The sequence below is a fragment of the Antiquaquibacter metalliresistens genome (assembly GCF_029211225.1).
Lineage (GTDB): Bacteria > Actinomycetota > Actinomycetes > Actinomycetales > Microbacteriaceae > Rhodoglobus > Rhodoglobus metalliresistens.
In genome coordinates this window covers 467,170-481,792 of record NZ_JARGEM010000003.1, presented here as the reverse complement: position 1 = coordinate 481,792, position 14,623 = coordinate 467,170, and the positions used below count along the sequence as shown (strand labels likewise).

At 64.3% G+C, this 14,623-nt stretch carries 9 protein-coding genes and 3 rRNA genes; all 12 read right to left on the bottom strand.

Annotation, left to right across the window (positions count from 1 at the left end):
- Nucleotide 1: 1 nt before the first annotated feature.
- Complete coding sequence (recN, locus tag PYV02_RS07980; protein ID WP_275757897.1) at nt 2–1,711, bottom strand: DNA repair protein RecN; 1,710 nt, start codon at nt 1,709–1,711, stop codon at nt 2–4.
- Nucleotides 1,708–2,634 carry an NAD kinase gene (locus PYV02_RS07975; RefSeq protein ID WP_275757895.1) on the bottom strand — a complete coding sequence of 309 codons (927 nt, stop codon included), beginning with the start codon at nt 2,632–2,634 and terminating at the stop codon, nt 1,708–1,710. Before PYV02_RS07975 ends, recN begins: the two co-directional genes overlap by 4 nt.
- 122 nt (nt 2,635–2,756) lie before the next feature.
- Nucleotides 2,757–3,452: an alpha/beta fold hydrolase gene (locus PYV02_RS07970; protein WP_275757893.1), complete on the bottom strand. Its 696-nt coding sequence runs from the start codon at nt 3,450–3,452 to the stop codon at nt 2,757–2,759.
- Between the two features lie 28 nt (nt 3,453–3,480).
- Nucleotides 3,481–4,272: a TlyA family RNA methyltransferase gene (locus PYV02_RS07965; protein ID WP_275757970.1), complete on the bottom strand. Its 792-nt coding sequence runs from the start codon at nt 4,270–4,272 to the stop codon at nt 3,481–3,483.
- Complete coding sequence (locus tag PYV02_RS07960; protein ID WP_275757891.1) at nt 4,265–4,408, bottom strand: hypothetical protein; 144 nt, start codon at nt 4,406–4,408, stop codon at nt 4,265–4,267. Before PYV02_RS07960 ends, PYV02_RS07965 begins: the two co-directional genes overlap by 8 nt.
- A gap of 3 nt (nt 4,409–4,411) precedes the next feature.
- Entirely contained in the window at nt 4,412–5,395 is a 984-nt protein-coding gene (locus tag PYV02_RS07955) for an HAD-IIA family hydrolase (RefSeq protein ID WP_275757889.1), read from the bottom strand.
- Complete coding sequence (locus PYV02_RS07950; RefSeq protein WP_275757887.1) at nt 5,392–6,453, bottom strand: hypothetical protein; 1,062 nt, start codon at nt 6,451–6,453, stop codon at nt 5,392–5,394. The genes PYV02_RS07955 and PYV02_RS07950 overlap by 4 nt, the downstream gene beginning before the upstream one ends.
- 62 nt (nt 6,454–6,515) lie before the next feature.
- A 5S ribosomal RNA gene (rrf, locus tag PYV02_RS07945) occupies nt 6,516–6,632 on the bottom strand.
- 158 nt (nt 6,633–6,790) lie between these two features.
- Nucleotides 6,791–9,906: ribosomal RNA gene (locus PYV02_RS07940) — 23S ribosomal RNA — on the bottom strand.
- A 470-nt stretch (nt 9,907–10,376) separates the two neighbouring features.
- A 16S ribosomal RNA gene (locus PYV02_RS07935) occupies nt 10,377–11,899 on the bottom strand.
- Together the 16S, 23S and 5S rRNA genes form the textbook arrangement of a ribosomal RNA operon.
- 547 nt (nt 11,900–12,446) lie before the next feature.
- Nucleotides 12,447–13,733, bottom strand: coding sequence for a tyrosine--tRNA ligase (gene tyrS / locus PYV02_RS07930; protein WP_275757885.1), 1,287 nt, complete (start codon nt 13,731–13,733; stop codon nt 12,447–12,449).
- A gap of 3 nt (nt 13,734–13,736) precedes the next feature.
- The gene (locus PYV02_RS07925; protein ID WP_275757883.1) at nt 13,737–14,612 is read right to left on the bottom strand and encodes a DUF817 domain-containing protein; all 876 of its coding nucleotides are present in this window, start codon (nt 14,610–14,612) and stop codon (nt 13,737–13,739) included.
- Between the last annotated feature and the right edge of the window lie 11 nt (nt 14,613–14,623).

The window sequence follows — 14,623 nt, the reverse complement described above, 5'->3', positions numbered from 1 at the left end:
CTCAGCCCGCGTGCGCGGCATCGAGCAGCTCGCGCGCGTGCGCCAGCGCCGACTCGGAGCCAGGCTGACCGGAGAGCAGTCTCGCCATCTCGGCGGTGCGCTCCTCCGCGTGCACGAGCCGGATGCTACTGGCCGTGACCGACCCGTCCGTGCCCTTCTCGACCACCAGGTGGTTCGTGGAGAACGCGGCCACCTGGGCGAGGTGGGTGACCACGATCACCTGCGCGGTCTGCGCGAGGCGGGCCAGCCGTCTGCCGATCTCGGTGGCGCTCGCCCCGCCGACACCGGCATCCACCTCGTCGAAGACGAAGGTCGGCACCGGGTCGCTCGCCGCCAGCACGACCTCGATCGCGAGCATCACCCGCGAGAGCTCGCCTCCCGAGGCACCACGACCCAGCGGCCGCGGTTCGGCACCGGCGTGGGGCTGCAGCAGGATCGAGATCTCGTCGCGGCCGGTGACGCCGAACTCCCGCTCGGCGACCTCCACGACGATGCTCGCGTCCGGCATCGCGAGGGCGCCGAGCTCGGCCGACACGGCCTCCTCGAGACGCACCGCCGCCGCACGACGCAGCTCGCTCAGGCGATCGGCCAGGGCCGCGAGTCGCTCCCGGTCGGCTTCCACCTCGAGCCCGAGGCTCTCGATGCGATCGGAGTCGCTGTCGAGCTCGAGCAGCCTGCTGCTGCCCGACTCCAGGTAGTCGATCACCTCGTCGAGGCTCGAACCGTACCGGCGCATGAGCCCGTTGAGCACGGCCCGACGCTCCTGGATGCCCTCCAGTTCGCGCGCGCCATCCGTGTCGAGGGTGCCCAGGTAGCTCGACAGCTGACCCGAGATCTCAGAGAGCGCGAAGGATGCCGCGGTCGCCGTCTCGAGGATCGCACCGAGCGCGGGGTCGTGGCCCACCATCCGCTCCAGGGAGCGCCGTGCGGCATCGACGAGGGCGAGCGCATCCACGGCCTCACCGGCGCTGAGCTCCTGGCTGGAGATCGCCTCCCGCGCCTCGGTCGCCGCGATGCGCAGGTCTTCGACGTTGGTGAGCCGTTCGGCGAGCTCGGCGAGCCGCTCGTCCTCCCCGCGCTCCGGGGATGCCGCTTCGATCTCGGCCATCGCGATGCGCAGTTCCTCGGCCTCACGCGCCCGCCGATCGCGCTCGGCGACCAGCACGTCGAGCTCGCCACGGTGTTCGTGCCAGGTGCGGTATGCGGCGGCGTAGTCGGAGAGCACGGCGGCGAGCTCGGGCCCGCCGAAGCGGTCGAGCGCCTCGCGCTGTGCGACCGTCGACCTCAGCCGAACCTGGTCGGACTGACCGTGCACCACCACCAGCTGGCGCCCGATCTCGTTCAGCACGCCGACGGGGGCGGCGCGGCCGCCGACCGTGGCGCGGCTGCGCCCCTCCGCCGAGACGGAGCGACCGAGGATGAGCTGCGCCCGGCCGTCGCCGGTCTCGTCGAGGTCACCGCCGGCATCCCGCACCCGATCGGCGACGGCGCCGGTCGCCGGCACCACCCAGTGCCCCTCGACGACGGTCTGCTGGCTGCCCGAACGGATCGCCGCGCTGTCGGCGCGTTCGCCGAGCAGCAGGCCGAGCGCCGTGACGACCATGGTCTTGCCTGCACCGGTCTCGCCGGTGAGCGCGGTGAAGCCCGGGCCGAGCGGCAGGCGGGCCTCGCCGATCACGCCGAGGTCCCGGATGGAGATCTCCTCGATCACGACGTCGACGCCTCCTCCCCGACGGGGCCGCGCCAGCCGTGCACGGGAAGATTGAACTTGCGCACCAGACGATCGGTGAACGGGCCCTGGTTGAGACGCGCGAGGCGCACCGGCACCGGTGAGCGCCGCACGACCACGCGAGCGCCGCGCGGCAGGTCGCGCGTGCGACGACCGTCGCACCACAGCACTCCCGTGCCCTGGGTGCGATCGAGCACCTCGACGGCGAGGGAGGAATCGGGGCCCACCACCAGCGGGCGGCCGAACAGCGCGTGCGGACTCAGTGGCACCATGAGCATCGCGTCGAGGGCGGGCCACACCACGGGGCCGCCGGCGGAGAAGGCGTAGGCGGTCGAGCCGGTCGGGGTGGACATCACGATGCCGTCGCAACCGAACGAGGTGAGCGGTCGACCGTCGACCTCGATCACCACCTCGAGCATCCGCTCGCGGCTCGCCTTCTCGACGGTGGCCTCGTTGAGCGCCCAGGTCTCATAGACCACCGCGGCGTCGACCTTGACCCGCACCGAGAGCGTCATGCGCTCCTCCACGAGGTAGTCCCGGGCGAGGGCGCGCACCACCGTCTCGGTCAGGTCTTCGCGCTCGCTCTCGGCGAGGAAGCCCACGTGACCGAGGTTGACGCCGAGCAGTGGGGCGGAGCATCCACGGGCGAGTTCCGCCGCGCGCAGGATCGTGCCGTCGCCGCCGAGCACGATCACGAGCTCGAGGTCGCCGATCTGCACGCGGTCGCCGAGCAGGTCGACCGGGCCGAGATCCGGCGCCGAGGCCATGATGCTCGAGAACTCGTCCTGCGAGAGCACGGGGGTCAACCCCGCGGCGATCAGCTGCCGGCACACCTCGATCGCGGCGTCGAGCGAGTCACCCCGCCCGGTATGCGCGACGACGAGGATGTGGCGATCGGATTCCATCGAACCACTCCCATCACGCGACCGCGGAAACCCGCGCACTCCATTCTGTCTGATCGCCGCCGGGCCCGGCAGCACCGCGACCAATCTGCGCCGAGCCTCGGGGCGTCCGGCGCTGGGGAGGACTAGCGGATCGCGGCCACGATCGCCGCAGCGAGGTCGTTCGGCCTTGTGAACTGGGGCCAGTGCCCGGTGGGCAGATCGACGAGCTCAAGGTTGCGCATCGACGTGAGCTCGCGGATCCACGACCGGTGCTCGGCCATGAACTCGCGCATCGCGGCGCTCGGGACCGAGCAGCAGATCACGGTGGTCGGCACGTCGTATCGACGCTCGTCGGTGAGCCTGAGCGGGTCGATCGCGACGTGCTCGGCCTCCGGGATCGCCCGCGCCCGGAACTGCTCGCGCAACTCCGGCGTGAGGTCGATGAGGTCGCTGTCGTCGAACGCGCCCCACTCCGGCAGCGGCACCTCCCCGTGCTCGGCGGGCAGCTCATCGTTGATGATCGCGCCGTCGCCGGTGGGCCAGGAGTCGACGTAGATGGCGCGCGCGACGAGATCGGGGCGGGCATCCGCCGCCGCGTGGATCATCGGTCCGCCGCCGGAGTGCCCGACCAGCACCACGGGCCCGTCGGCGGCGTCGATGCGCGCGATCACGGCATCCACGTTGTCGCGCAGGGTGATGCTCGAACGGTCGGCGGCGCGAGAGTGCATCCCGGGGCGGGTGAGCGGCTCGGCGACGTGGCCGGCGGCCTCGATGCCGCCGATGACGTCATCCCACGACGATGCGTCGAGCCAGAATCCGGGAACCAGGATCACCCTCATGCCTCGACGCTACGCCGTCGCGCCGACATCAGGTGAGCGCGGTGACCCTGGCCGCCCACTCGGTGGGGTTGACGCCCCCGGTGCTGAGCCAGGCCAGGTACTCCCGGTTGCCCGCGCCCCCGGCGATCGGGGAGGCGATCACGCCCGCCGTGCCGAGGCCGAGGTCCCAGGCGGCCCAGAGCACGCCCATGACCGCATCGTCGCGCAGTCCCGAGTCGTGCACGATGCCCTCGCGGATGCCCGTACGCCCGACCTCGAACTGCGGCTTGATCAGCAGCACGAAGTCCGGCTCGACCCCCACGGCGCCGACGACGGCCGGCAGCACGAGCTTCAGCGAGATGAAGGACACGTCGGCGACCACGAGGGTCGGCAGCTCGCCGCCCCCCATCTGCTGCAGCCCCGCGGCATCGAGCTCTCGCACATTGAAGCCCTCGATCACCACGACGCGCGGATCCGAGCGCACGAGCGGGGCGAGTTGCGCGTGTCCGACGTCCAGTGCGATCACGCGACGCGCTCCGCGCTCGAGCAGCACCTGTGTGAAACCGCCGGTCGAGGCTCCGACGTCCAACGCGAGCCGCCCCGACGGATCCACTGCGAAGGCGTCGAGCGCGGCGATGAGCTTGTGCGCGGCGCGGCTGACGTAGTGGTCGAGCCCCGCGAGCACGATCACCGCGGACTCCGCGACCTTCGCCGACGGCTTGAGCACCGGCACCCCGTCGACGGTCACCAGGCCGTCGGCGATGAGCTTCGCCGCGACGGTGCGGGAGCGGGCGAGACCGCGCTCGGCGATCGCCGCGTCGAGCCGCGTGAGCTCAGGCAGACGCGTCGCCGCCCTCGAGGATGTGCTGCAGCTCGTCGTGCACCTGTGTGTAGGCGGCGGCTCGCGACTCCAGCGGCTGATCCTCGATCAGGCGCAGGCGCGAGAGCAGCGCGTCGGTGTCGGCCTCGTCATCCATGCGTCAAGAATAGAGTTCCGGCGGCACCTGCAGCGCATAGATCGCCATGCCGGAGTTCCAGATCGCGGCGGCGCCGGCACGCAGCAGGTCGATGCCCTCGCCGCGCTCCACCGTGAGCACCTGGCCGTCGCGGCGCACCGCGGCCCCGCCCACGATCGTCAGCCCATCGCGCTCGACGGTCTGCGGGTACTCCTCATGCAGTCCCCGCAGGTCTTCGAGCAGGTAGGTCGGGCGCTCCTGCGGCACCGCAGCGAGCACCTGCTTGGCCTGGTCGATACCGGTGAGCACGAGCGCGGAGCGGATGCCTGCCCGGTTCGCTCCGAGAATGTCCGTGTCGAGGCGGTCGCCGACCATCAGCGCCGTCGTCGCCCCGAAGCGCGACATCGCCTCCCGGAAGATCGCCACCTCGGGCTTGCCCGCCACGACCGGCAGTCGCCCGATGGCCGTGTGCACCGCGGAGACGAGCGTGCCGTTGCCCGGCGCGGTACCGCGCGCCTGGGGAATGGTCCAGTCGGTGTTCGTCGCGACCCACGGGATGTCGGCACCCGCGCCCTGCAGGGCGAATGCCGCCTCGGCCAGGTCCGTCCAGCTCACGTGCGGGGCGAATCCCTGCACGACCGCGGCCGGACCGTCCTCGGCCGACGCGGTGACGGTGAAGCCCGCGCGACGCACCTCGCTGACCAAGCCGTCGCCGCCGACCACCAGGATCGTGGATGCCGGCGGCACCAGCTCGGTCAGCAGCGCCATCGCCGCCTGCGGTGAGGTCACCACGTCCGTTGGCGCCACGTGCAGCCCGAGGCCTGTCAGATGCTCGGCCACCGAGACGTCGGTGCGCGAGGCGTTGTTCGTGATGTAGCCGACACGCACCGGCGGGCGAACTGCGTTGATGCTCTCCACCGCGTGGTCGATCGCACCGGGCCCCCGGTAGACCACGCCGTCGAGGTCGGCCAGCAGCAGGTCGACACCGCTCAGCGGGGTCGGACTCATTGCTCGTCCTCTTCGGGATGCTGCGCGAGCTCCTCCTCGATCACCTCGATGATCTCGTCATCGTCCGAGCCGAGCGCCGCGGTCGCGATGTCCGCGCGGCGGAACCACTCGTCGGCCTCCGACTGCCGGCCGAGCTCCTCGAGCACCGTCGCGTAGGCGTCGAAGAGACCGGGGCTGTACGAGAACGCGGTCGACGGGTCCAACTGCGGAATCTCGAGTTCGCGCAGTGCGGCCTCGGCATCCCCGAGATCGAGGCGCGCGCCCGACATGGCGATCGCGAGCTCGACCTGCACCGGCACCGGCAGCGAGGCGCGCGGCACGGAACGCCCGAGTTCGAGCGCACGATCGGGGCGACCGAGGCCGCGTTCGCTGTCCACCATCATCGGCAGTTGGTCGTCGCGGCCGGAGATCCGACGATAGGTGCGCAGCTCGCGCAACGCGAGGGCGTAGTCGCCGGTGGCATAGGCGGTGATCGCGAGGGTCTCCCGCACGATGCCGATGCGCCCCGCGCGCCGTGCCGCCGAGATGGCGTGCTGGTGGGCCAACTGGGGGTCGTCGTCGATCAGGCGCGCCACCATGGCCAGGCGTCGCGCCACGATCTCCTGGTTCTCGGGCGCGAGCGTCTTCAGCTCGTTGCGGGCCAGGCGGTCCAGGTCTTTCGCGGTGACCTTGTCCGGGATCGGCGGATCGTCGTGGCGGGTGCGCACCGACTTCGTGCCGAACGGGTCCGGATCCGGTCGGGACTCCGGGATGCTCGCGCGGGCGTCATTGCGCGCCGGCTTGCCATCGCGGGTCCACAGTCGCTGCTCCCCCGCCCGGGCGGGTCGACCGTCGCGCCCCTTCGCCCCGGCCGGGCCGCCGGACGTGCGCTCCCGCCCTCCGGCTGGCCTTCCGGTGCCGGTCGGCTTGCCGCCGCCCGGTCGCCCATCGCGCGACGCGCCCGAACGTGGCGCACCGGAGCGCGGCGCGTCCGAACGCGGCGCACGGCCGCCGTCCCTCGCACCATCCCGACGCGGGGGTCGGTCGTCGTTCTCGTCCCGTGGTGGCGTCTGGCTCACGTGATCTCCTGGTCGTTAACGCAAAATGGCCACCCATTGCTGGGTGGCCATTTCACAAAGAAGTCCGGCGGTGTCCTACTCTCCCACAAGGTCCCCCTTGCAGTACCATCGGCGCAGAGAGTCTTAGCTTCCGGGTTCGGAATGTAACCGGGCGTTTCCCTCTCGCTATGGCCGCCGAAACACTATTGATCTATCAATCGTTTCTGGCCAGTTCAGTCGAAGACCGTGTCTTCTCCCTAGCTGGGCGCAGTTCCCGTCCGTAGATCGGGAACCACAAAGTGGACGCAAGCACAACTCATTTGTCTCTCACCTGGCAAGCCAGGCACTGGACGGAAGTGTTATCAATTTATCGGCTTATTAGTACGGGTCAGCTACACGAGTCTTTAGTCCTCGCTTCCACATCCCGCCTATCAACCCAGTAGTCTAGCTGGGAGCCTCTCGACCGAAGTCATGGAAATCTCATCTTGAAGCCGGCTTCCCGCTTAGATGCTTTCAGCGGTTATCCGTTCCGAACGTAGCTAATCAGCGGTGCTCCTGGCGGAACAACTGACACACCAGAGGTTCGTCCATCCCGGTCCTCTCGTACTAGGGATAGCTCTTCTCAAATTTCCTGCGCGCGCAGAGGATAGGGACCGAACTGTCTCACGACGTTCTAAACCCAGCTCGCGTACCGCTTTAATGGGCGAACAGCCCAACCCTTGGGACCTACTCCAGCCCCAGGATGCGACGAGCCGACATCGAGGTGCCAAACCATGCCGTCGATATGGACTCTTGGGCAAGATCAGCCTGTTATCCCCGAGGTACCTTTTATCCGTTGAGCGACAGCGCTTCCACAAGCCACTGCCGGATCACTAGTCCCGACTTTCGTCCCTGCTCGACTTGTCAGTCTCACAGTCAAGCTCCCTTGTGCACTTACACTCGACACCTGATTGCCAACCAGGTTGAGGGAACCTTTGGGCGCCTCCGTTACTTTTTGGGAGGCAACCGCCCCAGTTAAACTACCCGCCATGCACTGTCCCTGAACCGGATCACGGTTCGAAGTTAGATATCCAGAGTGACCAGAGTGGTATTTCAACAATGACTCCACCTGAACTAGCGTCCAAGCTTCACAGTCTCCCACCTATCCTACACAAGCCACACCGAACACCAATACAAAGTTGTAGTAAAGGTCACGGGGTCTTTCCGTCCTTCTGCGCGTAACGAGCATCTTTACTCGTAGTGCAATTTCGCCGAGTTCGCGGTTGAGACAGCTGGGAAGTCGTTACGCCATTCGTGCAGGTCGGAACTTACCCGACAAGGAATTTCGCTACCTTAGGATGGTTATAGTTACCACCGCCGTTTACTGGGGCTTAAATTCGCAGCTTCGCTTGCGCTAACCGCTCCTCTTAACCTTCCAGCACCGGGCAGGCGTCAGTCCGTATACATCGTCTTGCGACTTAGCACGGACCTGTGTTTTTAGTAAACAGTCGCTTCCCACTGGTCTCTGCGGCCTTCAAACGCTCCGGAAGCAAGTTCCTTCACGCCTCAGGCCCCCCTTCTCCCGAAGTTACGGGGGCATTTTGCCGAGTTCCTTAACCACGATTCTCTCGATCTCCTTGGTATTCTCTACCTGACCACCTGAGTCGGTTTGGGGTACGGGCAGCTAGAACCTCGCGTCGATGCTTTTCTTGGCAGCATAGGATCACCGAATTCGCCCGTGAGGGCTATGCATCAGATCTCAGGCTATGTGAGAGACGGATTTGCCTATCTCTCGCCCTACGTCCTTACACCGGGTCAACCATCGCCCGGTACGGCTACCTTCCTGCGTCACACCTGTTAATACGCTAGCCGCACCAGCATGGGGTCGAGCGTTAGACCGGTCGCTTCACCCCGAAGGGATCCGTCGTCCGGGTTAGGACTCTTAGCACTACTGGATTAGCTTGGGCGGTTCTTCGCCGGTACGGGAATATCAACCCGTTGTCCATCGACTACGCCTGTCGGCCTCGCCTTAGGTCCCGACTTACCCAGGGCGGATTAGCCTGGCCCTGGAACCCTTGGTCTTTCGGAGGACGGGTTTCTCACCCGTCTTTCGCTACTCATGCCTGCATTCTCACTCGTGTGGCGTCCACGGCTGGTTTACACCGCCGCTTCACTCGCCACACGACGCTCTCCTACCACTCCGTGCGCCTGGACACTAGGTGCCTGGCTATTACACGAAATCTACAACTTCGGTGGTGTGCTTGAGCCCCGTTACATTGTCGGCGCGGAATCACTTGACCAGTGAGCTATTACGCACTCTTTCAAGGGTGGCTGCTTCTAAGCCAACCTCCTGGTTGTCTGTGCAACTCCACATCCTTTCCCACTTAGCACACGCTTGGGGACCTTAGTTGGTAGTCTGGGTTGTTTCCCTCTCGACGATGAAGCTTATCCCCCACCGTCTCACTGCTGCGCTCTCACTTACCGGCATTCGGAGTTTGGCTAACGTCAGTAACCTTTTGGGGCCCATCAGCTATCCAGTAGCTCTACCTCCGGCAAGAAACACGCAACGCTGCACCTAAATGCATTTCGGAGAGAACCAGCTATCACGAAGTTTGATTGGCCTTTCACCCCTATCCACAGCTCATCCCCTCCATTTTCAACTGAAGTGGGTTCGGTCCTCCACGACGTCTTACCGTCGCTTCAACCTGGCCATGGATAGATCACTTCGCTTCGGGTCTAGGACCAGCGACTCAATCGCCCTATTCAGACTCGCTTTCGCTACGGCTACCCCTCTCGGGTTAACCTCGCCACTGATCGCTAACTCGCAGGCTCATTCTTCAAAAGGCACGCTGTCACCCCTACTAAGGAGGCTCCAACGGTTTGTAAGCAGACGGTTTCAGGTACTATTTCACTCCCCTCCCGGGGTACTTTTCACCTTTCCCTCACGGTACTTGTCCGCTATCGGTCATCTGGGAGTATTTAGGCTTACCAGGTGGTCCTGGCAGATTCACACGGGATTTCTCGGGCCCCGTGCTACTTGGGATACTTCTCGGGCCATTGCTACATTTCGACTACGGGGCTGGCACCCTCTATGGCGTGGCTTTCAATCCACTTCGTCTATATAACGTTGTAACCCTTGCGGTACGGCAGTAACCGCTGAAAAGTCCCGCTACCCCGACCATGCAACGCCTGCCGGCTATCACACATGATCGGTTTGGCCTGTTCCGGTTTCGCTCGCCACTACTAACGGAATCACGGTTGTTTTCTCTTCCTGTGGGTACTGAGATGTTTCACTTCCCCACGTTCCCTCTACCCGCCCTATATATTCAGGCGGGAGTCATCAGGTCGTCTTGCAACGCCTGACGGGGTTTCCCCATTCGGAAATCCTCGGATCAAAGTTCTGTTATCAACTCCCCGAGGCTTATCGCAGATTCATACGTCCTTCTTCGGCTCCAGATGCCAAGGCATCCACCGTCTGCCCTTAGAAAATTGATCTCACATGAGTTTTGGAATCGATCGCCGACGACTTGCGTCGCCGGAGATTGACCAATGATTGTCGTCGCAGCTCCGAAGAGCTGCGCCTTGATCATCATTTGAGAAAACGATCTTTCGATCGCTTTCTAAGATGCTCGCGTCCACTGTGTAGTTCTCAAAATACGGGCGGTACCCCGTGCGCCTGACTCGTGTCTTTCGACAACTCATGGTCAGTCACAACAAGGTCCAGAGGTCCGTTCCCGCTCTCTCGAGCGAGGCCCGGTCCCTCAGGACCCAACAGCGTGCAGAAGGCCAGGTGCGTCATCCGGATCCGTTCCTATCCCCCGAAGGAGACGTACTGAGAGCCGAGGTCTGCGCCTGGCCACAATGTCAATGTTCCACCCATGAGCGCTGCCTGACCCGAACAGGTCAGTGCAGCTTGGCAGTTGTTATCTCCCTGTATACAGAGGAGAACTGCACGTGCTCCTTAGAAAGGAGGTGATCCAGCCGCACCTTCCGGTACGGCTACCTTGTTACGACTTAGTCCTAATCACCGATCCCACCTTCGACAGCTCCCTCCTTGCGGTTGGGCCACTGGCTTCGGGTGTTACCGACTTTCATGACTTGACGGGCGGTGTGTACAAGGCCCGGGAACGTATTCACCGCAGCGTTGCTGATCTGCGATTACTAGCGACTCCGACTTCATGAGGTCGAGTTGCAGACCTCAATCCGAACTGAGACCGACTTTTTGGGATTCGCTCCACCTTACGGTATTGCAGCCCTTTGTATCGGCCATTGTAGCATGCGTGAAGCCCAAGACATAAGGGGCATGATGATTTGACGTCATCCCCACCTTCCTCCGAGTTGACCCCGGCAGTCTCCTATGAGTTCCCACCATGACGTGCTGGCAACATAGAACGAGGGTTGCGCTCGTTGCGGGACTTAACCCAACATCTCACGACACGAGCTGACGACAACCATGCACCACCTGTTTACGAGTGTCCAAAGAGTTGACCATTTCTGGCCCGTTCTCGTATATGTCAAGCCTTGGTAAGGTTCTTCGCGTTGCATCGAATTAATCCGCATGCTCCGCCGCTTGTGCGGGCCCCCGTCAATTCCTTTGAGTTTTAGCCTTGCGGCCGTACTCCCCAGGCGGGGAACTTAATGCGTTAGCTGCGACACAGAAACCGTGGAATGGTCCCTACATCTAGTTCCCAACGTTTACGGCGTGGACTACCAGGGTATCTAATCCTGTTCGCTCCCCACGCTTTCGCTCCTCAGCGTCAGTTACGGCCCAGAGATCTGCCTTCGCCATCGGTGTTCCTCCTGATATCTGCGCATTCCACCGCTACACCAGGAATTCCAATCTCCCCTACCGCACTCTAGTCTGCCCGTACCCACTGCAGGCTGGAGGTTGAGCCTCCAGTTTTCACAGCAGACGCGACAAACCGCCTACGAGCTCTTTACGCCCAATAATTCCGGATAACGCTTGCACCCTACGTATTACCGCGGCTGCTGGCACGTAGTTAGCCGGTGCTTTTTCTGCAGGTACCGTCACTTTCGCTTCTTCCCTACTAAAAGAGGTTTACAACCCGAAGGCCGTCGTCCCTCACGCGGCGTTGCTGCATCAGGCTTGCGCCCATTGTGCAATATTCCCCACTGCTGCCTCCCGTAGGAGTCTGGGCCGTGTCTCAGTCCCAGTGTGGCCGGTCACCCTCTCAGGCCGGCTACCCGTCGTCGCCTTGGTGGGCCGTTACCTCACCAACTAGCTGATAGGCCGCGAGTCCATCCTTGACCGAAATTCTTTCCACGCGCAGAAGATGCCTTCGCGCGTCGTATCCGGTATTAGACGTCGTTTCCAACGCTTATCCCAGAGTCAAGGGCAGGTTACTCACGTGTTACTCACCCGTTCGCCACTAATCCACCAGAGCAAGCTCCGGCTTCATCGTTCGACTTGCATGTGTTAAGCACGCCGCCAGCGTTCATCCTGAGCCAGGATCAAACTCTCCATAAATGTTTGATTGCTCGAGACGCAAGCGTCTCGGCACATCTAGCGCCACCCGCATCCGGAATGGGATGTCGAGGTGACAAGTTTGAAACTGACAAGAGACAAACATCATTGCTGACATTTGCTTGTTGTCTAATCTTTTTCCAAAGGAATCTCTTACGCGGTTCTCAGCTAGAAACTGAGCCTACGCACGAGGTTTTTGGCATTTGACATTGTGCACGCTGTTGAGTTCTCAAGGATCGGGCGCTCCTGACACGTGACCTCACGGCCACGTTCTCAGGGCAACTGCTCAAACCTACCACCGGGGGTCTCGGCGTCTTTCGACGCACCGGAACCAGGGGTTCCGGCTGACCGCACCAGGTGGGTTTTCCATCTTAGTCACATCGACAGCTTCCTACAAGAGGATTCGCTGTGAGCGATTCGGATTCGGTCCCGCTTGAGGCCGGTGAGCGCTTCCGCTCTTCCGCACCTTTGGGGTGACAAGGGATTACATTACGCGGATTGTTGCGGCTCGTCCAAATCTGGCTGCATCCCGGGCGTGTCGCGCTCTCGTTCACTCCACGAAGACGCCCGCGAGGGTCTTCTTTCCGCGCCGCAGCACGACCATGCGACTCGACGAGACGGCGCTCTCCAGCGTTGCCGCCTCATCCTCGACCTTGCGGTTGTCGAGGTAGACACCGCCCTGCGCGATCGCGCGACGGGACTCCCCCAGGCTCGAGGTCAGGCCCGTGTCCACGAGCAGCTGCGCCACCGTGGTCGTGGCCGGCGAGGTGGTGTTGGGCAGCTCGCGCAACGCCGATTCGAGGGTCGCGGCATCCAACGCGGCGAGATCGCCTTGCCCGAACAGCGCCTCTGCGGCCGCGAATGCCGCCAGCGTCGCGGCCTCACCGTGCACGAGCGTCGACACCTCGCGGGCGAGCACGCGTTGCGCCTCGCGTTTGTGCGGTTCGGCGAGCACCGCCACGGCGAGCTCGTCGATCTGGGCGCGGCTGAGGAACGTGAAGACCTTGAGCCGGTCGATGACGTCGGCGTCGTCGGTGTTGAGCCAGAACTGGGTGAATGCGTAGGGACTGGTCATCGCGGCATCCAGCCAGACCGCGTTGCCCTCCGATTTGCCGAACTTCGTGCCGTCGGAGTTGGTGATCAGCGGGGTGCCGATCGCATGCACGCTCACCCCCTCGACCCGATGGATGAGATCGGTGCCGCTCGTGAGATTGCCCCACTGGTCGCTGCCCCCGGTCTGCAGCACGCAACCGTAGGCGCGGTGCAGCTCGAGGAAGTCCATGCCCTGCAGGATCTGGTAGCTGAACTCGGTGTAGCTGATGCCGGCATCGGAGTTCAGTCGCGCACTCACCGCCTCCTTCTTGAGCATCGTGCCCACTCGGAAGTGTTTGCCGATGTCGCGCAGGAACCCGATGGCGCTCAGCGGCGCCGTCCAGTCGAGGTTGTTGACCAGCCGGGCGGCGTTGTCACCCTCGAAGCTCAGGAACTTCGCGACCTGGGCCTGCAGGTAGCCGACCCACTCCGCCACGGTCTCCTCGTCGTTGAGGGTGCGTTCGGCGGTCGGGCGCGGGTCGCCGATCAGTCCGGTGGAACCGCCAACCAGACCGAGGGGTTTGTGGCCGGCCAGCTGCAGCCGGCGCATGAGCAGCAGTTGCACGAGATTGCCCAGGTGCAGACTCGGCGCGGTCGGGTCGAAGCCGCAGTAGTACGTGATCGGCGGCCCCGCGAGCAGGGCCTTCAACTCGTCGGTGCTCGTGGACACGTGCACGAGGCCACGCCAGAGGATCTCCTCCCAGATGTCCTCGAAGGTCTCGTCGTTTTGCTGCGGTGTTGGCACGGATCAACCGTAGCGGAGGCTCGCCGCCATCCCCGGTGGCCTCGGGCGGTACACCCACGTGACGAGCACGACGGAGATGATCATGAGCAGGAACCAGGAGACGAACTTGGTGAGGGAGACCGGCTCCCAGCCGCTCTCCTGGTTGGGGTAGATCCACGCGTTCGACCAGGTCGCGACGTTCTCGGCGATCCAGATGAAGAACGCCACGAGCGCGAAGGCCGCCAGCAGCGGCATCCGGAACCGGGCTCGGAACACGCGAACGTGCATGACGCACCGGCCGAAGACGGCGACCACCGCGGTGAGCAGCACCCAGCGGGCGTCGGGGATGACGTGGTGGGAGAAGAAGTTCGCGTAGATCAGCGCGGCGAGGATCGCGGTGATCCAGCGCGGTGGGTAGCGATCGAAGCGCAGGTCGAACAGTCGGTAGACCCGCACCAGGTATGAGCCCACCGCGGCGTACATGAAGCCGCTGTAGAGGGGCACCGCCCCGAGGTGCAGCACGCCCCCGCCCTCGTAGCTCCACGAGCCGACGTCGGTCTTGAAGAGCTCCATGGCCGTGCCGACGATGTGGAAGAGCACGATGACGATGAGCTCTCTCGGGGTCTCGAGTCCCGAGAGCACCATGACGACCTGGATGACGACGGCCGCGATGACGAGGAAGTCGTTGCGGGCGAGGGCCGCGTCATCCGGGTACCAGAACCTCGTGGCCACGAGCACGACCAGGAGCGCGGCGCCGAAGACACACGCCCAGGCCTGTTTGGCCCCGAACACGAGGAACTCGACCAGAAACGACCGGGCGCCCCGCAGGGGCGGCGCGCCGTCGAGCACGCGATGGGCCAGCGCATCGATGCGTTGCTCGACGTGGGTGAAGCGGGCCATGCTGTCCAGTA